Raw genomic sequence first — 17274 nt, 5'->3', positions numbered from 1 at the left:
CTATACAAGGGAATACCCGGGCATCGTCGTGTCAGTGTGCTGACTGACTGACGATGGACAAGAATTATGTCTGCCGTTCACACAGGTTGTAGAGCGGCAGCAAGGCTGAACAGGAACCTTCTCCCCTATGCTGATCCGCAAGCTGCTATTGCCTGTTACCTTGACCAGTGTCGTCGTCATGGCCGGCTGCGTCCCGGCACAACCGCAACCGCAGAAACCGGTATTGACGCCAGATGCCTTCTCGCAGCGCATCGACGCCCTGCAGGAACAGCTGGCAGGCCAATGCAACGTCCAACAGCAGCAACTTGCCGACCAGCAGGCGCTGAGCCGCTCTCTGCGTCGTGACGTGCGAGAAGTCGGCAGTCAGCTACGCCAGATCCATGCCGAGATGGAACGGCCCGCACAGCCACAGGCCGTGGAAGCCTGCAAGGCCGTGACCGATAACCCCATCCTCGACAAGACCCTGCTTGGGCGTGTCGAGTGGGTCGGCTTCCCGACCATCAGCAGCTACTTCAAGGCACGTATCGACACCGGTGCCAACACCTCGTCGCTGTCGGCGCGTGATATCACCGAATTCGAGCGCGACGGAGCCAAGTGGGTCAAGTTCAAGCTGGCACTGCGGGATGACGGCAAGTATTTCGTGTCAGGCGATCGTGACAAATGGGTCGAAGCCCAAGTCAGCCGCACGGTGACCATCGTCCAGGCCTCCGGCCGCGAAGAACGTCCCGTCGTCAGCCTGCTGATGACGCTGGGTGACATCAAGCAGAAGGTCGAGTTCACCCTCAATGATCGTCGCGATCTCACCTATCCGGTATTGCTGGGCCGCCGCTTCATGATGGACATCGCTGCGGTAGACGTCAGCCGTACCTTCATCAATGCACGTCCGGAATACCCGGGCAGTGCTCCCAGTAACGAAGCGGCCAAGGACGAGGACCCGAACGAAGGCAACCGCGACTGAGTGGCAAGCGCCCTCCTGTCTCCTCTGCCCGGCTTCGCTGCCTGACATGGCTCGGTGCTCCGCCGAGCCATCATGACTGCTCCAGACATTTCAAGGACTCCCATGTCGCGTTTTGCTTTCTATCTCCTGGTCGGCCTGTTGATGCTGATCGGTGTGGGCCTGACCGCCTATCGCCATATTTCGTTTGATGTGCCCTGGGTGCCCGGTGCACAACAGAAAGTGTGGGATATCGAAGCTCAGGTGGCCTTCACGGCCACTGGCGGCCCGGTCAAGGCATCGTTGGCGTTGCCGGAAAACCAGAAAGGCTACAGCGTTCTGACCGAGAACACGGCCTCCTCGGGCTTCGGGCTGTCCTATCTGGATGACCTGCCGGGCCGTCGTGCCGAATGGTCGATCCGTGAAGCGGCAGGCTCGCAGCTGCTGTATTACACCGTGACCATGCTGGAGTCCGACAATGCGACGCCTGCGGCCATCAAGCGCCTGCCGGCCCCTCAGGAAGTCTCCTGGGAGCGTCCCTACGATACCGCCGCGGCCCAGGTCATCGATCAGGCCCGTGAGCGCAGTGCCGATTCGTTCACCTTCGCACGTGAGTTGATCAAGCAGTTCGACAATCAGCGTCAGGGCGAGAATGCGCGCCTGCTGCTGACCCAGTTCGAGCGTCCCGAGCTCATGCTGCGCCTGCTCAATGAGGCCGGTGTCAGTGCGCGTCTGGTCAGCGGTCTTAGCCTGGAAGACGGACGTCGTCGCCAGACTGTCTCGTCCTGGTTGCAGGTCTTCGCCGAAACGCCGCAGGGCAACGAGGCGGTGGATATCGATGCCGCCGATGGCGAAGAGATCAACACCGACTGGGTGCTGATCAACCCGGAAACCGGCAAGCAAGGTGAGCCGGACAACCTGCTGCTGTGGGAAGGTCGTGGCGCGCCGATGCTGGAAGTCGAAGGTGGCGTGAATTCCCGTGTCAGCTTCTCGATGATCCGTCACAACGAGCCTGCGGCCGTCGCGGTGCGCAACAAGCTGGCCAATGACGAGCTGCTCAACTTCTCGATCCACTCGCTGCCACTGGAAGAGCAGGCGCTGTTCAAGACCATCCTGCTGATCCCGATCGGTGCGTTGGTCGTGGTACTGCTGCGTGTGCTGGTCGGCCTCAAGACCTCCGGTACCTTCATGCCGGTATTGATCGCCCTCGCCTTCATCCAGACCAGTCTGGTGACCGGCTTGATCGGTTTCCTGCTGATCGTCGCGACGGGCCTGGTGATCCGCAGTTACCTGTCGCGGCTCAATCTGCTGCTGGTGGCGAGGGTCTCGGTGGTGATCATCACGGTGATCGCGATCATTTCCATCTTCTCGGTACTCGCCTACCGCTTCGGCCTGAACGCCGGCCTGACCATCACCTTCTTCCCGATGATCATCCTGTCGTGGACCGTCGAGCGCATGTCGATCCTGTGGGAAGAGGAAGGTCCCAAGGAAGTGCTCAAGCAAGGTGGTGGTAGCCTTCTGACCGCCGTGCTGGCCTATCTGGCGATGAACAATCCGTGGGTGCGACACCTGACCTTCAACTTCCTCGGTCTGCAATTGGTGCTGATGGCCTTCATCCTGCTGCTCGGCAACTACACCGGCTATCGTCTGCTGGAATTGCGCCGCTTCAAGCCGCTGACGGAGGATTGAGATGCTCTCGTCATGGCTGAATCGCTGGTCGCGCAACTGGACCATGCCGGGCGCCTTGCGCGCCCGGGGGGTTGTCGGCATGAATCGCCGCAACATCGGGTATATCTCGAAATACAATGACCGCCGTCTCTACCCGCTGGTCGATGACAAGCTGCAGACCAAGCTGTTGTGTCAGAAATATGGCCTGGCCTCGCCGGAGATGATCGGCAAGGTCGCCAGCCAGTTCGAGGTCGAGCGTGTCGTCGACATGGTGCGCGATCACGCAGGTTTCGTGATCAAGCCGGCCAAGGGCTCAGGCGGCAAGGGGATTCTCGTCATTGAGCACCACGATGGCGAAGAGTATGTGAAGCCCAGCGGCGCGCGTATCACGCGTGCCGACATGGAGCGCCACGTCTCCAACATCCTGTCAGGGCTTTATTCGCTGGGCGGCTCACCGGATGTCGCGCTGGTCGAAGGCTTGATCTCCTTCGATCAGGCCTTCGCCGAGTTCACTTATGAAGGGGTGCCGGACATTCGCGTCATCGTCTTCAAGGGCTATCCCGTGATGGCGATGATGCGCCTGTCGACAGCGGCTTCGGATGGCAAGGCCAACCTTCACCAGGGGGCGGTCGGTGTCGGACTGGATATCGGCAGTGGCTGGGCGGTGCGCGGCGTGCAGTACGATCGTCCGCAGTTTGCGCACCCCGATACCGGGCACGATATCTTCTCGCTCAAGGTGCCGCAGTGGGACACCCTGCTCGAGCTGGCTGCCGGCTGTTACGAGATGACGGGGCTGGGGTATCTGGGCACGGACATGGTGCTGGATCGTCGCCATGGCCCGATGCTGCTGGAGCTCAACGCCCGCCCGGGGCTGGCCATCCAGATGGCCAATGGCGAGGGCCTGCGCAAGCGGCTCGAGCTGATCGAGCGTCAGCCCGATGGTGTGCCGGTTGCCGAGCGTGTCGCCTTTGCGCGCAAGCACTTCTCGCGCAGCAAGGAAGATGTCGCCAATGTCGGCATGGCGCCCATCGCGGACTGATATCAGTCCTGAAGGTCTGCTGAATGATCAGGCAGCCTGACCACCCGGAAAAACAAGAACACCCCGCCTTGGCGGGGTGTTCTTGTTTGCGCACTCACCTGGCCTCAGCTCAGCCGGGGTCCATGCTCAACATCAGGCGACTACCCATGGGCACCACCGGTGAGCGATGGATCAGCCCTCGCCCTTCGTTGCCCGGCCAGCACTCTCCCTTGAGCAACGCCAGGCTACCCGGGCGCAGCTCATGTATCTCGCCGGGGGCCAGGCAAATGTCCTGATGACCAGGTTGGCCGTGGCCCAGCGCCAGTCTGTCGGCAGCATGTTCCGGCAGCCACTGGGTGCCCGGGCCATCATAGGTCGTCACCAATCTGACCGGGATGCGGTCGACATGAAAGCGCGGGCACATGGCGCTCTGGGTCATCTCCAGCCGCATGCCGATATCCTTGACCTCGAAGAGCTCGCCCATGGCCTCACCCAGTACACGGATATCGTCTATCAGCGCAGCCCCGGCATCCGGTGCGGGAAGGTAACGCTCCAGCGCCTCACGCAGGTCATTGATAGGCCCGCGCCAGCGCATGCGCAGCGGGTAGGCACCCGAGGACTGAGCCTTGACCGCCATTTTCAATGCCGCATCGATGCGGCGCTGCATCACGGCAAGGCTGATGTCGGGTTCGAAGATCGCCCCCAGATCCTGTGCTTCGTGCCCGATATGCCAATGGGTCGCGGGCCTTGGCGCTGATGTGTGAGCCGAAGATGACGGACTGGCTGCCAGCCGTGGCTCGGGCCGTGTGGAAAGGGGTGGGTGCAGCGCCTCGAACTGGGCCATGAAATCCTCCTGTCAGGGATGGTCGCTGGTCTACCGCCGCGACCAAGAAAGCAATAATTGTTATGTTATATCATATTGATCGCTTGTCCACGATTTCATGTCGGTCCCCACCGTGCGTTGCCTTTGAGTGACTCACGCAGCCCCGATGCCTTTGCCGGTGGCCCGTCATGGCCCATTTGCCCTAGAATAAGCATCTGGTCATTCAGGCTGCGCGCTGACGGACTTGCCCTCATCGCGCTTGACGCCTTTTGACATCCGGGATTCACGACACTCAGGATTCTTCATGCCAGAGCCACTTTCGCTGATCGACCAGGCTGAACGTCAATGTCTGGCGCGCGGTGTGCGATTTACGCCGATTCGGCGACGTGTACTGGAAATGATCGCGACCAGTCATGGCGCACTCAAGGCGTATGACCTGCTGGATCAGCTCGCCAAGGAACATGGCGCTGCCCGCCCTCCCACGATCTATCGTGCGCTGGACTTCCTGCTCGAACAGGGGCTCGTCCATCGCATCGAATCACTCAATGCCTACCTTGCCTGCCACTGCCCGGAACATCAGCACGGATTTCAGCTGTTGATCTGCCGCGGCTGCGGTCGTGTCGAGGAAATGCATGATGACGATCTCGGCACCCGGCTCGTCGCCAGCGCCGATCGCCATGGTTTCTCGATCGAACGCCAGACCATCGAACTCGAGGGGCGTTGCCAGGATTGCATCTCTCAAGCAGCTGTCATGGCAGAAAACGCTCAGTGAACGGCGCTTGCGAGCGCTTTTGATACGATATAACATTTGCTTCCCACGGAGGACGTCACATGCTGGACATCCGCATCTCACAGGCGCAAGTCGTCAATGAAGGCACCATTTCCACTCAGGATGTGGGCATCAAGGACGGGCGTATTCACGCCATCGGCAGCGACCTGTCTCACCTCGATGCACGTGAAGTGATTGATGCCGCTGGCCGCCATCTGCTGCCGGGCATGATCGATGATCAGGTGCACTTCCGTGAGCCGGGCCTGACCGCCAAGGGCAACATCGCCACCGAGTCTGCTGCCGCCGTAGCCGGGGGGATTACCACCTTCTTCGACATGCCCAACGTCAAGCCGGCGACTCTGGACAGCGATGCACTGGAGGCCAAGTTCGCCGTGGCGGCCGGTCGTGCCCATGCCAACCACGCCTTCTATCTGGGTGCCAGCAACGATAACCTGGAAGCGATCAAGACGCTGGATCCGAATCAGACCTGCGGCATCAAAATCTTCATGGGCGCCTCTACCGGCAACATGCTGGTCGATGACCCGGAGATTCTCGAAGGCATCTTCAAGCATGCCCCGACGCCCATCGTCACGCATTGCGAAGACACGCCGATGATTCTCGAGAACGAGGCGCGCTGGCGTGAGCGTTTCGGGGAAGATGTGCCCTTCTCCGAACACGGTCTGATCCGCTCGCGCGAAGCCTGCATCAAGAGCTCGCGTCTGGCGATCGACCTGGCGACCCGCAACGGTACCCAGCTGCATGTCCTGCACCTGACCACCGCCGAGGAAATGGCGCTGTTCAAGGCCGGCCCGATGAAGGGCAAGCAGATCACCGCCGAAGTCTGCGCGCATCACCTGTGGTTCAGCGACGCCGATTACGACACCCGTGGCAGCCTGATCAAGTGCAACCCGGCAGTAAAGACCGCCGAAGACCGCGCCGCCCTGCGCGCTGCCGTGATGGATGGCCGTATTGATATCATCGCCACCGATCACGCGCCGCATACCTGGGAAGAGAAGCAGAACCCGTACTTCAAGGCGCCTTCCGGCCTGCCGCTGGTGCAGCATGCCCTGCTGTCACTGCTCGATCAGGTCCAGGACGGCATCTACGACCTGGAAACTCTGGTGCAGAAGACCAGCCACAACGTGGCGGATCGCTTCTCCATCGTCGATCGCGGCTATATCCGTGAAGGGGCCTTCGCTGACCTCGTGCTGGTCGATCTGAATGGCGAGACCAGCGTCACGCGTGACAACGTGCTCTACAAGTGTGGCTGGAGCCCCTTCGATGGCGTGACCTTCAAGGCGCGTATCGATGCGACCTTCGTCAACGGCGTGAAAGCCTATGACGGCAAGACCGTCAACCCGGTGGCCAACGGCCAGCGTCTCTCGTTCAACCGCGGCTGATGGCGGTCATGGCGTGTCGATTCTCGGCACGCCTTGCCCGCATCATGCCGTGATCACTAACAAAGGAAGTGGTGTCATGAGTATGCATGCGGGCTCTCCCCTGGCCTCTCGCCAGGTATTCTGCGAAAAGCTGCTGTCCCGGGTCCAGCGCACGCTGGGTTCGCGGGCCGCGCGTAGCCTGCCCCTGAGCGTGCTGGGTGCGCTTGCCGTTCTGGCGGCCCCCAACGCGCAAGCCGAAGACAGTGCGCCACTGCATGTCGCCGTCAGCGTGCCACCCGTCGAGTGGATGGTCGATCAGCTGGCCGGGGATCATGTCGCGATCACCACGCTGGTCAAGCCGGGCAACAGCCCGCACACCTATGACCCGACCCCCCGCCAGGTGGCCGAGTTGTCGACGGTTCCCCTCTATCTCGCCATCGGCGTACCCTTCGAGCAGGTCTGGTTGCCGCGTCTCGAGAAGAACAATGCCGAGATGCAGGTGGTGCATCTTGAGGAGGGCCTCAACACACGCCACTTCGGCAGTGGCGAGGCACATGATCATGGTCATGATGAAGCGCATGCTCATAAGCAAGAGCATGATGAGCATCACGACGCGCATCATGATGATGATCACTCCGACGATCATGCCGATCATGCCGATCATGCCGATCATGCCGATCATGCCGATCATGCCGATCATGCCGATCATGATGAGCATGCCGATCATGATGAGCATGAAGATCACGACGAGCACCACCACGATGAGCACGAAGGTCACGAAGAGCATCATGACGAGCACGCAGGTCATGACGCCCATCATGACGAGGATGAGGGTCTCGGCGAAGCCGATCCTCACCTCTGGCTGGATCCGCAGCGCATGCAGACCGTCGTCGAGCGTGCCGCCGAGGTGCTCGAGGCTCGCCTTCCGCAGCATGCCAGCGAGATCGATGCCAATGAGCAGCGTCTGCTCAAGACCTTGAGTGAGCTGGATGAGCAGATCGCTCAGACGCTGGCCCCCTACAAGGGCCGTAACTTCCTGATCTTCCATCCCAGTTTCGGCTACTTCGCGGACCGCTACTCGCTCGAGCAGCATGCCATTGAAGTCAGTGGCCGAGAGCCCACGCCGCGCGAGATGGCCATGCTGATCACGCGTGCCAAGGATGAGAACATCGGCACCATCTTCGTCTCTGGACAGTTCTCCCAGACGGCGGCCAAGCGGATCGCAAGCTCTCTGGAGGCCGAAGTGGCAGTGCTGGACCCGCTGGCAGAGGACTATCTCGACAACCTGAAGCACGCCACCGAAGCGCTGAAGGCAGGTTTCGAGCTGACTGACAGCCAGTAATTGCCGGCCGGGTATTGCGCATGGCGTCTGATCTTGCACAATGCCTGCCCCATCGAAAAGTCAGACGGGCGCTCATGCGCCCGTCTGCGTTGCAACGAGGTACCTTACGTCATGGTCAGCCCCATCTCCGTCGCGCGCCCGCGCACGGACAGCCATCCGGAGGCGTCAGCCACCGGGCGCAGTGTCGGACCGGTCTTTCGCCCGGTGCCGGCAGATGCACCGGATGCCATTGATATTCGCGGCGTGACCTTCCGGTATGGCGAGCAGGTCATTCTCGACGATGTCGACTTTCAGGTCGGCGCGCGCGAGATCGTGGGACTGATCGGGCCCAACGGTGGTGGCAAGAGCACTTTGCTCAAGCTGATACTCGGTCTTCACAAGCCAGCGGCTGGCTGTGTCCGGGTGCTGGGGCGCACGCCTCAGACTGCTGCGCGCCATATCGGCTATGTGCCGCAGTTTGCCAACTTCGTGAAGCGCTTCCCCATCCGTGTGGAAGATGTCGTGCTGATGGGGCGTCAAGGGCGTCGTCGCCAGTGGGGCCCGTGGCCACGCGCGGACCGTGAGGCGATCGGTGCAGTGCTGGAAGAAGTCGGCATCAGTCACCTGCGCCGTCGACATATCGATGCCCTCTCCGGCGGTCAGTTGCAGCGTGTGCTGATCGCTCGCGCCCTGGCGGCCGAGCCTCAGTTGCTGCTGCTGGATGAGCCCACCGCGAGTGTCGACAGCGACGGCGAGCGCTCGCTGTTCGAGCTGTTCAATCGTCTGGCCAACCGCATGAGCGTGGTGGTGATCAGTCACGATCTCGGCTTCATCAGTGACTACGTCGATCGAGTGGCCTGCCTCAACCGCAAGATGATCGTCCATGACACCGAGACGCTCACCGCCGAATCGATCGAGCGGCTCTATGGCGAACACGTCCAGATGATCCATCACCATCACTGATGTCGCGGCCGGTGACTGCTCGTCTGGCCTGTTTCACTTCCTTCACGTCGCCCGCTCTGCGCTCTAGGCTTACACTACATGAATTTCATCACCGCCCTGGGCAGCCAGGATTTTCTCCAGAACGCCCTCTTCGCCGGTCTGCTGGCCAGTCTTGCGGCCGGTCTGGTCGGCCCCTATGTCGTGGTACGCCGCATCGGCTATCTGGCCGGGGGGATCGCCCATACCGTGCTTGCCGGCATGGGGATCGCCTACTTCATGGGCGCAAGCCCTTTGGTCGGCGCCTTCATCAGTGCCATCCTCGCCGCCTTGCTGATCGGCTACATCAGTCTCAAGGGTTTTGATCAGGAAGACACCGTCATCGGTGCGCTGTGGGCAATTGGCATGGCTACCGGCATTCTGTTCATCAGTCAGACCCCGGGTTACAAGGTCGACCTGATGAGCTACCTGTTCGGCAACCTGCTGCTGGTGCCCGCGGATGCCATCGGTACCCTTGCCTGGATGGTGGGAGGTCTGGCGCTGGTGTTGTTGCTGGTACATCGCCCGCTGACTGCGGTGATCTTCGATGAAGAGTTCGCGCGTCTGCGGGGCGTGCCGGTCAAGACGCTCTATCTGCTGCTGCTGGTGATGGTGGCGATCACCGTCGTGTTGCTGCTGCAGGCCGTGGGCTTGATCATGGTGTTGGCCTTGTTGTCCTTGCCTGCCGCGCTTGCCGGCCATCATGCCCGCTCACTTGGCATGATGATCGTGATCGCGAGCCTGGCGGCCATGGCCTTCACTACAGGTGGGCTGGCGCTCTCGTGGCAGTTCGACCTGCCTGCCGGTGCGACCATCGTGCTGGTGGCCGGTGTCGCCTACCTGCTGTCGCTCATCTGGCGCAGTGCCCGTGGCGGGCTGCGTCGCTGATTCGCGGCTTGTGATACTGAATACTGCGTGAGCCCCTGCCAGCGTGACATGACACTGGCAGGGGCTTCGATATGGACTCTGCAAGGAAACACCCTCAATGGCACAGGATGGACTACTCAAGTCGCTGGAGACTGCCGATGTCGGCGAGAAGGTTGCGCTGGATGCGCTGATCGCCGCCTTGCCCTGGAATGGCGACGGCCTGATTCCCGCCATCGCGCAACAGCACGACAGTGGTGAGGTATTGATGATGGCGTGGATGAACGCCGAAGCCCTGCACGAGACGCTCTCCACTGGTCGCGTGTGCTACTTCTCACGCTCACGCAGCAAGCTGTGGCGCAAGGGCGAGAGTTCGGGCCAACAGCAGAGGCTGGTCAGTACGCATCTGGACTGCGATGGCGACACCCTGCTGGTCAAGGTCGATCAGACAGGCCCTGCCTGCCATACCGGCCGCAAGAGCTGCTTCTACTGGCGCCTGGATGCTGAAGGTGCCGAGATTACCGATGCACCGATCATTGATCCGAACACCCTGTATGGCAACGCCTGAACATCGCCACTCTCTCAGGCGCGGCGTGACGTCGGTCATGACGCGCCTGCTGACCGGTTTGCTGCGCGGCTATCAGCTGGTGCTCAGCCCGCTGCTGGGGCCGCGTTGTCGCTTCTACCCTTCCTGCTCCAGTTATGGACTTGAGGCCATCAAGGTGCATGGGCCCCTCAAGGGGTGCTGGCTCACGGCCAGGCGTCTGTCGCGCTGCCACCCACTGGGTGGGCCGGGTGGCGTGGACCCCGTGCCACCGCGCAAGAATCACGCCTCGTCTGCCAGCTGCTGTGATGCGCATGATAAGGACGACGCGCCCAGGTCTTGATGACGCATGACAGCGTCTTGCATCGTGGACGCTCGTACGCATGTGAAGAAATTATGTGCTATCATTCACATGTATATGGTGTCAGCTGTGACGCCATCGTCAGTCAGCAGGAGAATGTCATGTCCACCGCAGCCGCCCTCGATCGTGTGTCCCCGACCAGCCCCAGTGCGGGCCGCGTTGCCCTCAAGTCCTTCTTCAACATCATGGAGAAGTGGCAGTGCAGCGCGGCGGATCAGCGCGTGCTGCTGGGGGGTATCGGCACCACCACCTACCACAAGTACCGCAAGCTGCCGGAAGTGCGCCTGCCCAACGACACCCTGGAGCGTATCTCCTACGTGATGGGGATTCACAAGGCCCTGCGCATCCTGTTCAGCAATACGCCTGAGATGGCCCATGAATGGGTGCGTCGCCCCAATCGTGCGGCGCCCTTCAATGGCCAGAGTGCGCTGGACTACATGCTGGCCGGTCAGGTGGTCTCGCTGGCCGACACTCGCCGTTATCTCGACGGAGTGCGTGGATGAGCGAATGGACGAGCGAAGGCAAGCATGTCGATGACTCCGCCCTGCCCGCGCTGACGCTGCCGGACTGGCAGAACGCCTGGCGTGTGATCTCCAGCGCCTTCCCGCCCATTTCGGTATTCGAGGATATTCTCGAGCCTGATGAGCTGGAAATGGCGTTTGCCATCGAGGCGCTGACCAATGATCGCCTGCGCGAAGAAGCCGGCGAGCTGAATCGCGTCGCACCGCAAGACCGCATCAGCGGGCCGGGTTCCACGCCGGTGATGGCCGCCTTCACGCACATCGGGCGCGCCTCGCGCTTTACCGATGGCAGTTTCGGGGTCTATTACTGCGCCAGTACGCTGGACACCGCGATCAGCGAGACCCGCTTCCACATGGCGCGCTTTCTGGCCGATACCGCGCAGCCCAGTCAGGAAATGACCATGCGCAGCTACGTCAATCGCGTGACGCAGCCACTGCATGACATTCGCGAGGGTCATGACGCCCTCTGTCAGCCAGACATGGCCAGCTACCCTGCCGGCCAGGCCTTTGCCGCCAGGTTGCGAGAGGCTGGCAGCTTTGGCCTGCTCTATCCGAGCGTGCGCCACGCCCAGGTGGATGCAGGCGCCGAGTGCGCCGCCATTCTGCGTCCGCCGGCGGTCAGCATCCCCATTCAGGGGCCGCACCTGCGTTATGTCTGGGATGGGCAGCATCAGGCGATGACGCATGTGCTGGAGGTGCGCGAGCATCGCTGAGGGTGTGAAAACGCCCTGCTGAACGACCTGAGAAAGCCCTGAGAAATTCTTGAGAAAAACCCAAAAAAGACGCCCGCCATTCCAGTCTCGAGATTTCGAGCGGAATGGCGGGCGTCTTGCGTTACTCGGGTCGGCTCAGACCTGAATCATCAGGTCTGAAGCCTCAGAGCGAAAACGCCAGGCCTCAGGCGTTGGCGTGAAGCTCGGCTACGCCGTAGATACGCTTGAGCATCGCATGCAAGCCGTTGGAGCGCGTCGGCGACAGGTGCTTGTCGAGGCCAAGCTCATTGAGGAAGGTCGGCTGGGTGGCGACGATTTCCTGCGGCGTCCGGTCGTTGTAGATGCGTAGCACCACGGCGATCAGGCCAGCCACGATGGCGGCGTCCGAGGTCGCCTGGAAATGCAGGCGCTGCTCGCTGCCTTCGCCACGCACTTCGGGATGGATCCAGACGTTGGACTGGCAGCCATCGATCTTGGTCTCAGGGCCTTTGAGTGCCTCCGGGTATTCCGGCAGCGCCTTGCCCATGTCGATGATGTACTGATAGCGGTCCATCCAGTTGTCGAAGAAGCTGAATTCCTCGACCAGTTCCGCCTGCGCTTGTTGCGCGTCGCTCATGCTGACTCCCGATGATGTCGCTACAAAGTGTCTGAAGATACGCTGTCGCCATGATAACGCCTGACTCAGGCGGACGCACGGTGCCTTCGGCCTGAGCGCCCAGGACAACGCTCATTGGTCGTGTTCTGACGCCTCAGGGGGATAGCCTGGCGTCGCCAGCGAATGCCTGGCCATCTGCTGTTGCCACTCGCTGTCCTCGGCGTGCAGATAGCGCGATGTCGTATCCAGTCGCGAGTGTCTGGCGGAGCGTGACAGAAAGCGCAGCTCTACCCCGGCCTGTGCCTGATGGGTGATCGCGGTGTGGCGCAGCCAGTGAGGGCTTGCCTGGTCGAGGGTGCGTGCCATCAGCTCGCTGGCATCGCCGGGGCGCTGGATGCGCTGGCGCATGTCGTTGGCGGCTCGGGCAAAAGTCTGCTTGATCAAGCGGTAGAGCTGGTTGTCGCCGAGCGGTGTCGTGCCATCCAGGCGCGCCAGTAGCGGCAGCGACTCATCGGTGGGCAGTGCCTGCGGCAGATCACTGAGCCCGCGCAGGCGTCGCCAGCGAACCAGCGCCTCGAGCATCGGCGGCGGCAGCGGAATCTCGGCCAGCTTGGCGCCCTTGCCTATCACGCGCCACCACAACTGGCCTTCTCGCTTGACGATATCCCCCATCCTTGCGGCTGCCATTTCCGCAATGCGGGGCGCCATCAGATAGGCGAACGCGAACAGAAAGCGCTGGCGCTCGGCCACGAAGCGCTCGCGGGACACCTCGTCTTCAGGTGAAGCACGGACCGGTGTCAACTCCTCGCAATGCGCTTCGATACGCCTCCACAACCAGTCCCATAGCGGGCGCTCAAGATAGCGTTCGATGCGCAGCGTGCGGTTGTCCATGCGGCGCTTGTCGCGCATCAGACGGAACGGATTGCGTGACAGGTAGCCGGCCTCGATCAGCCATGCATACATGCCCTGCAGGATCACCAGGCTCTGACGGCGGCTGGCGGGGGCCAGCGGGCCGCGAAAGGGTCGCCACTGCGGATGCTTGCGGGCGCGCACGCTGCCGATCCAGACCTCTGCAGGCTGAGGGTCGGCCAGAAACGCCTCGAAGTGCGCGAGTCGTTCGCGATCCAGGCTGGCCAGGGCGGATGCTCTGCCCTGCTCTCCCTCGGCCTTGAGCCATAGCAGCAGGCGCTCCGCCTCCTTGCGATAGGCACGCAGCGTCTGAGCGCTGTGGCGATATTCGTTGAGCCAGGCGGCCACGGCCTCGACATCCGTGTGGGCGCGAATCAGTGAGCGATCATCAGCGGCCGTCAGCTGAGCATGTTGCTGCACTCTTGATAGCTCGCCCTCCAGATGCCCGACCAGCGCGGTGATGCCGTCATGCGTGCTTTCTTCCACCGATCAACTCCCGTTGCTGCTCATGGCTGTATATCGCCCGTCTGGCGCGTCATATCAGGCGTGCGCCGCGCTATGGCGCCCCTGGCATTCACTTGTCTGCCCTTTCCTGCTCTACCCATCCCTGCTCTGTCCTTGCCTGTTCTGCCCTACCCTATTCTCTCCAGCCTTGGCCTGTCCTCGGGGCTGATTGTGACGTTATGATCAAGATAATTCAAGATAAGGCGCGTAATCATGAATTTATAGAGTACAATGTATCGTAAATTACGTATTACGTAATATGTAATTATCTTTATCTTGTGAGAAAACATCGCTAAGATGGGCACCAGACTGGCGGCAGGCCGATGGCACAATAGGGTGAGTGACATCACGGCAATGCTCTCGTCAGATGGCGTGGCCCATCAGCTGTCAGCACGTGCTTGTAGAGTGCACGTTTGAGAGTGGTAGTTGGTCGCGCTTCGTGGCGTAATGGCGGCCAGGCAGCAAAGACTTGCGACGAATCAATGACAGACCATGTATCAATGACGGACTACGGACGGAGATTCCCATGGCGCGCACTGGCGTCCAGTACGAGGATGTACAACGAGCCATCGAGTCACTGATGGCACGGGGCGAGGCCCCGAGCGTGCAGAAGATTCGTGAAGTGCTGGGGACCGGCAGCTTCACCACTATCAGCGATCACCTGCGTGATTGGCGCCAGCGGCGCGCCGAGAAGCGTGATGAGCCACTGAGTCAGGCCATGCCTGACAGTCTCACCGAGACCCTGGCCACGGTCTGGAAGGAGGCGCAGTCATTGGCCAATGAAAGCTTGGTGCACTATCGCCAGGAAGCGGACAAGCAGACCGTCGAGGCGCGTGAGGCCCAAGCGCAGGCACAGCGCCGCGCGGAAGATGCCGAACAGCGTCTCAGCGCCCTGTCCGAGCAATTGGCCCAGGTGCAGGCGCGCCTCGAAGAGCGCGTGCAGGCATTGGCGACATTGACCAATGAGCAGGAACATTGGCAGCAGCTGCAGGACAAGCTCGAAAAGCGTCTGACCTTGGCCCAGGAAGACATCGCGGCCATGGAGCGCACGCGCGAAGTAGACCATGAGCGCCATCAGCAGGCGATTCAGGCGCAGGAAAGCGAGTGGAAGGAGCGCCTCGCGCAGGAAGAGGCGCGTCATGAAGCCAGTGAAACGCGCCTGATGAAGATGCTGGATGATGCACGTCTCGAGAAAAGCGAGCTCGACAAACAGCATCGACGTCGTCAGGAGCAGCTCGAGAAGCGCGTCGAGCGTCTCGATGCCCAGGCGGCCGAGCAACGCAAGCAGCTGCAGGAAGAAGAGCGTCGCCGCTTTGAGGAGGCCTCGGCTCGCCAGCAGCGCGAGACGGAGCTCAAGGACATGCGCGCGCAGCTGGAGCACTCCTCGGCGGAATACTCACGCCTGGAGGCTCAGCTTGGGCAGCTGACGCATGAAAACAAGTTGCTCAAGGAGCGTCTGGCCTTTGCGCCCTTGCCGCCTTTCGTATGCTGAAGGCCTGTTCGAGTGATCACCACGCACTTGCGGTGTGATCACCGTGACCGACATGACGCAGTGCACACGAAAACGCCGCCCAGATGGGCGGCGTTTTTTGTCAGTGCTGTCGTGTTCTCTATCTCGTGATGCCAAGCTCGTGATTTCAGAGCCGTCAGTGTCGTGATGGCGACGCCATCGAGTGGATAGCAAGTTGTCGAAGATGCAGCGAATACCTCACAGCAGCTCTTCCGCGACCAGCGCCAGGCGTGAGCGCTCGACGCACTTGAGTGTCACGTGACTGGCATGCGGCCACGAGCTGAAGCGCTGCACTGCCACCGCAAGACCACAGGTGTTGGCGGTCAGATAGGGAGTGTCTATCTGGCCGACGTTGCCCAGCAGTACCACCTTGGTGTTGGCGCCCGCCCGTGTCAGCAACCCCTTGAGCTGCTTGGGTGTCAGGTTCTGGGCTTCATCGATGATCAGGAAGGTATCGCTCAACGTGCGGCCACGCATGAAGGACGGGGAGCGAATCTGGACACGATTACCGATCCAGGCGCGCGTGGCCTCCTCGTTCCAGGCGCTGGTGCCTTCTCCCTCCTTGCGTAGCAGGTTGTCCATGTTGTCGTGGAAGGCGCCCATCCACGGCGACATCTTCTCTTCTTCGGTACCGGGCAGAAAGCCGATCTCTTCGCCCATCGCGATCGGCGCGCGGGTGAAGATGATGCGTTCGAAACGCTTCTTCTCCAGTGTCTGCTCGAACGCGGCAGCCAACGTCATGTAGGTCTTGCCGGTACCGGCACTGCCCGCGATCGACACCATGTCGACGCTGTCGTCCATCAGCAGATTGAGTGCAAAGTTCTGGCGACTGTCATGGGCGTTCACTCCCCAGGCGCTGCGCTCGTTGCGATAGTTCTGCAGCACTTCCAGACGTGCATAGTCGTGCTCCAGCTCGCGCACGATGGCCTCGAAGCTGGCGCCATCATCCCCATCGCAATCCGCGATCAGCATGCCAGGGTACCAGTCCTTGGGCATCTGGCCTGACAGCTCATAGAAGGTGCGATGGTGCTCGCGCGTGACGGTGACATCGACCTGCATGTCGTCCCAGACGCCCTGGCCGTCGTGGCCGGCCTCGTGAAAGAGCTTGACGCCCTCGATCATGACGTCGCTGTCGGTGAAGGCGCGGTCCGTCAGATAGTCTTCCACCGCCATGCCCAGGGCGGCGGCCTTGATACGTAGATTGATGTCCTTGGTCACCAGGATGACCGAGGCGTCCTGACAGCGTGCAGACAGGCTGCGAGTCTCGGCAAGAATGCGATTGTCGGCGCAGGCGTCGCTCTGATCGACATGGCCGGAGAGGAAGTGAAGGTTGCCCGCGCCATTCATGGAGGGCGGGAGCGGAATTCCACGCAGGATTTCCTGAGGTGTGACGTCCGCGGTGAGATCGGACAACGTACGGCTGATCTGGCGGGCGGTATGGGCAATCTCCTTGTTGCCATTCTTGTGCTTGTCCAGCTCCTCCAGCACCGTCATCGGAATGACGACATCATGCTCGTCAAACTGGAACAGGGCTGAGGGGTCGTGAATCAGCACGTTGGTATCGAGGACATACAGACGACGGGACTGCTTCTCGACTCTTACCATTGGCGACATGCCTTCCGTTGGAGTGTGCCCCTTGAAGCTAGCATGATGAATATGTCGATCGTGTTGCAAAAACGCGTTCAGATTTCACGCAAGCCTTGCAGACAGGTCACGCAAGGCAGGCGCATACTGTTGCTCCCTCATGAAATGCCCTCTTGCCAGGAGCCTGACAGCATCATGCTGAGCAGCCCCAACTAGTAGCAAAGAGAGCCAATCGCGCCGCACGCAAAGTCAGCGCCGCACGCATGAAAAAGCCGCCCA

General features: G+C 61.3%; 17 protein-coding genes. 13 read left to right on the top strand and 4 right to left on the bottom strand.

Going from position 1 to position 17274, the window contains the following annotated elements:
- Positions 1 to 127: 127 nt before the first annotated feature.
- The 3 genes from F8A90_RS09015 to F8A90_RS09005 all read left to right on the top strand — a co-directional run bounded on the left by F8A90_RS09015 (position 128) and on the right by F8A90_RS09005 (position 3641).
- The gene (locus F8A90_RS09015; RefSeq protein WP_200016761.1) at positions 128 to 958 is read left to right on the top strand and encodes an ATP-dependent zinc protease family protein; all 831 of its coding nucleotides are present in this window, start codon (positions 128 to 130) and stop codon (positions 956 to 958) included.
- A gap of 102 nt (positions 959 to 1060) precedes the next feature.
- Entirely contained in the window at positions 1061 to 2623 is a 1563-nt protein-coding gene (locus F8A90_RS09010; RefSeq protein WP_200016760.1) for an inactive transglutaminase family protein, read from the top strand.
- A gap of 1 nt (position 2624) precedes the next feature.
- Positions 2625 to 3641, top strand: a complete 1017-nt coding sequence (locus F8A90_RS09005; RefSeq protein ID WP_200016759.1) for an alpha-L-glutamate ligase-like protein — start codon at positions 2625 to 2627, stop codon at positions 3639 to 3641.
- Positions 3642 to 3750: 109 nt separating this feature from the next.
- Here F8A90_RS09005 and F8A90_RS09000 read toward each other — a convergent pair whose 3' ends face one another.
- Positions 3751 to 4464 carry a DUF1826 domain-containing protein gene (locus F8A90_RS09000; RefSeq protein WP_200016758.1) on the bottom strand — a complete coding sequence of 238 codons (714 nt, stop codon included), beginning with the start codon at positions 4462 to 4464 and terminating at the stop codon, positions 3751 to 3753.
- Positions 4465 to 4747: 283 nt separating this feature from the next.
- Between F8A90_RS09000 and F8A90_RS08995 the strand changes: the two genes are divergently transcribed.
- From F8A90_RS08995 to F8A90_RS08955, 9 genes are all read left to right on the top strand, one after another.
- Complete coding sequence (locus tag F8A90_RS08995) at positions 4748 to 5215, top strand: Fur family transcriptional regulator (protein WP_200016757.1); 468 nt, start codon at positions 4748 to 4750, stop codon at positions 5213 to 5215.
- Between the two features lie 59 nt (positions 5216 to 5274).
- Positions 5275 to 6612: a dihydroorotase gene (locus F8A90_RS08990; RefSeq protein WP_166017984.1), complete on the top strand. Its 1338-nt coding sequence runs from the start codon at positions 5275 to 5277 to the stop codon at positions 6610 to 6612.
- Complete coding sequence (locus F8A90_RS08985; RefSeq protein ID WP_325096904.1) at positions 6551 to 7933, top strand: metal ABC transporter solute-binding protein, Zn/Mn family; 1383 nt, start codon at positions 6551 to 6553, stop codon at positions 7931 to 7933. The genes F8A90_RS08990 and F8A90_RS08985 overlap by 62 nt, the downstream gene beginning before the upstream one ends.
- Before the next feature lie 111 nt (positions 7934 to 8044).
- The gene (locus F8A90_RS08980) at positions 8045 to 8875 is read left to right on the top strand and encodes a metal ABC transporter ATP-binding protein (protein WP_166017980.1); all 831 of its coding nucleotides are present in this window, start codon (positions 8045 to 8047) and stop codon (positions 8873 to 8875) included.
- 78 nt (positions 8876 to 8953) lie between these two features.
- The gene (locus F8A90_RS08975; protein ID WP_043334239.1) at positions 8954 to 9778 is read left to right on the top strand and encodes a metal ABC transporter permease; all 825 of its coding nucleotides are present in this window, start codon (positions 8954 to 8956) and stop codon (positions 9776 to 9778) included.
- 97 nt (positions 9779 to 9875) lie between these two features.
- On the top strand, positions 9876 to 10322 hold the full coding sequence (gene hisI / locus F8A90_RS08970; RefSeq protein WP_200016755.1) for a phosphoribosyl-AMP cyclohydrolase: 447 nt from the start codon (positions 9876 to 9878) through the stop codon (positions 10320 to 10322).
- Between the two features lie 37 nt (positions 10323 to 10359).
- A complete protein-coding gene (gene yidD, locus F8A90_RS08965; protein ID WP_233593254.1) occupies positions 10360 to 10641 on the top strand; it encodes a membrane protein insertion efficiency factor YidD in 282 nt (93 codons plus the stop codon).
- Between the two features lie 119 nt (positions 10642 to 10760).
- Complete coding sequence (locus tag F8A90_RS08960) at positions 10761 to 11162, top strand: MbcA/ParS/Xre antitoxin family protein (protein ID WP_052384668.1); 402 nt, start codon at positions 10761 to 10763, stop codon at positions 11160 to 11162.
- Positions 11159 to 11893 (top strand): RES family NAD+ phosphorylase, encoded by a 735-nt coding sequence (locus tag F8A90_RS08955; RefSeq protein ID WP_200016753.1) that lies wholly within the window; start codon positions 11159 to 11161, stop codon positions 11891 to 11893. The genes F8A90_RS08960 and F8A90_RS08955 overlap by 4 nt, the downstream gene beginning before the upstream one ends.
- A 184-nt stretch (positions 11894 to 12077) precedes the next feature.
- Here F8A90_RS08955 and F8A90_RS08950 read toward each other — a convergent pair whose 3' ends face one another.
- Both F8A90_RS08950 and F8A90_RS08945 read right to left on the bottom strand, forming a co-directional pair.
- Complete coding sequence (locus F8A90_RS08950; RefSeq protein WP_054556665.1) at positions 12078 to 12509, bottom strand: SufE family protein; 432 nt, start codon at positions 12507 to 12509, stop codon at positions 12078 to 12080.
- A 111-nt stretch (positions 12510 to 12620) separates the two neighbouring features.
- A complete protein-coding gene (locus tag F8A90_RS08945) occupies positions 12621 to 13883 on the bottom strand; it encodes a tyrosine-type recombinase/integrase (RefSeq protein WP_233593253.1) in 1263 nt (420 codons plus the stop codon).
- Between the two features lie 544 nt (positions 13884 to 14427).
- On the opposite strand from F8A90_RS08945, the gene F8A90_RS08940 reads away from it, so the two are divergent.
- Positions 14428 to 15393, top strand: a complete 966-nt coding sequence (locus tag F8A90_RS08940; RefSeq protein ID WP_200016752.1) for a DNA-binding protein — start codon at positions 14428 to 14430, stop codon at positions 15391 to 15393.
- A 216-nt stretch (positions 15394 to 15609) separates the two neighbouring features.
- Here the strand turns inward: F8A90_RS08940 and F8A90_RS08935 are convergent, their stop codons facing one another.
- Complete coding sequence (locus F8A90_RS08935) at positions 15610 to 17016, bottom strand: PhoH family protein (protein ID WP_200016751.1); 1407 nt, start codon at positions 17014 to 17016, stop codon at positions 15610 to 15612.
- Between the last annotated feature and the right edge of the window lie 258 nt (positions 17017 to 17274).

It is taken from the genome of Cobetia sp. cqz5-12 (assembly GCF_016495405.1).
Classification (GTDB): domain Bacteria; phylum Pseudomonadota; class Gammaproteobacteria; order Pseudomonadales; family Halomonadaceae; genus Cobetia.
The sequence above is the reverse complement of the archived record's forward strand: the minus strand, read 5'-3'. Positions and strand labels throughout refer to the sequence as shown.

Bases quoted from the DNA above. Each gene is read 5' to 3' on its own strand.
- F8A90_RS09015 (WP_200016761.1), top strand. From the start codon at position 128: ATGCTGATCCGCAAGCTGCTATTGCCTGTTACCTTGACCAGTGTCGTC.
- F8A90_RS09010 (WP_200016760.1), top strand. From the start codon at position 1,061: ATGTCGCGTTTTGCTTTCTATCTCCTGGTCGGCCTGTTGATGCTGATC.
- F8A90_RS09005 (WP_200016759.1), top strand. From the start codon at position 2,625: ATGCTCTCGTCATGGCTGAATCGCTGGTCGCGCAACTGGACCATGCCG.
- F8A90_RS09000 (WP_200016758.1), bottom strand. From the start codon at position 4,464: ATGGCCCAGTTCGAGGCGCTGCACCCACCCCTTTCCACACGGCCCGAG.
- F8A90_RS08995 (WP_200016757.1), top strand. From the start codon at position 4,748: ATGCCAGAGCCACTTTCGCTGATCGACCAGGCTGAACGTCAATGTCTG.
- F8A90_RS08990 (WP_166017984.1), top strand. From the start codon at position 5,275: ATGCTGGACATCCGCATCTCACAGGCGCAAGTCGTCAATGAAGGCACC.
- F8A90_RS08985 (WP_325096904.1), top strand. From the start codon at position 6,551: ATGACGGCAAGACCGTCAACCCGGTGGCCAACGGCCAGCGTCTCTCGT.
- F8A90_RS08980 (WP_166017980.1), top strand. From the start codon at position 8,045: ATGGTCAGCCCCATCTCCGTCGCGCGCCCGCGCACGGACAGCCATCCG.
- F8A90_RS08975 (WP_043334239.1), top strand. From the start codon at position 8,954: ATGAATTTCATCACCGCCCTGGGCAGCCAGGATTTTCTCCAGAACGCC.
- hisI (WP_200016755.1), top strand. From the start codon at position 9,876: ATGGCACAGGATGGACTACTCAAGTCGCTGGAGACTGCCGATGTCGGC.
- yidD (WP_233593254.1), top strand. From the start codon at position 10,360: ATGACGCGCCTGCTGACCGGTTTGCTGCGCGGCTATCAGCTGGTGCTC.
- F8A90_RS08960 (WP_052384668.1), top strand. From the start codon at position 10,761: ATGTCCACCGCAGCCGCCCTCGATCGTGTGTCCCCGACCAGCCCCAGT.
- F8A90_RS08955 (WP_200016753.1), top strand. From the start codon at position 11,159: ATGAGCGAATGGACGAGCGAAGGCAAGCATGTCGATGACTCCGCCCTG.
- F8A90_RS08950 (WP_054556665.1), bottom strand. From the start codon at position 12,509: ATGAGCGACGCGCAACAAGCGCAGGCGGAACTGGTCGAGGAATTCAGC.
- F8A90_RS08940 (WP_200016752.1), top strand. From the start codon at position 14,428: ATGGCGCGCACTGGCGTCCAGTACGAGGATGTACAACGAGCCATCGAG.
- F8A90_RS08935 (WP_200016751.1), bottom strand. From the start codon at position 17,016: ATGGTAAGAGTCGAGAAGCAGTCCCGTCGTCTGTATGTCCTCGATACC.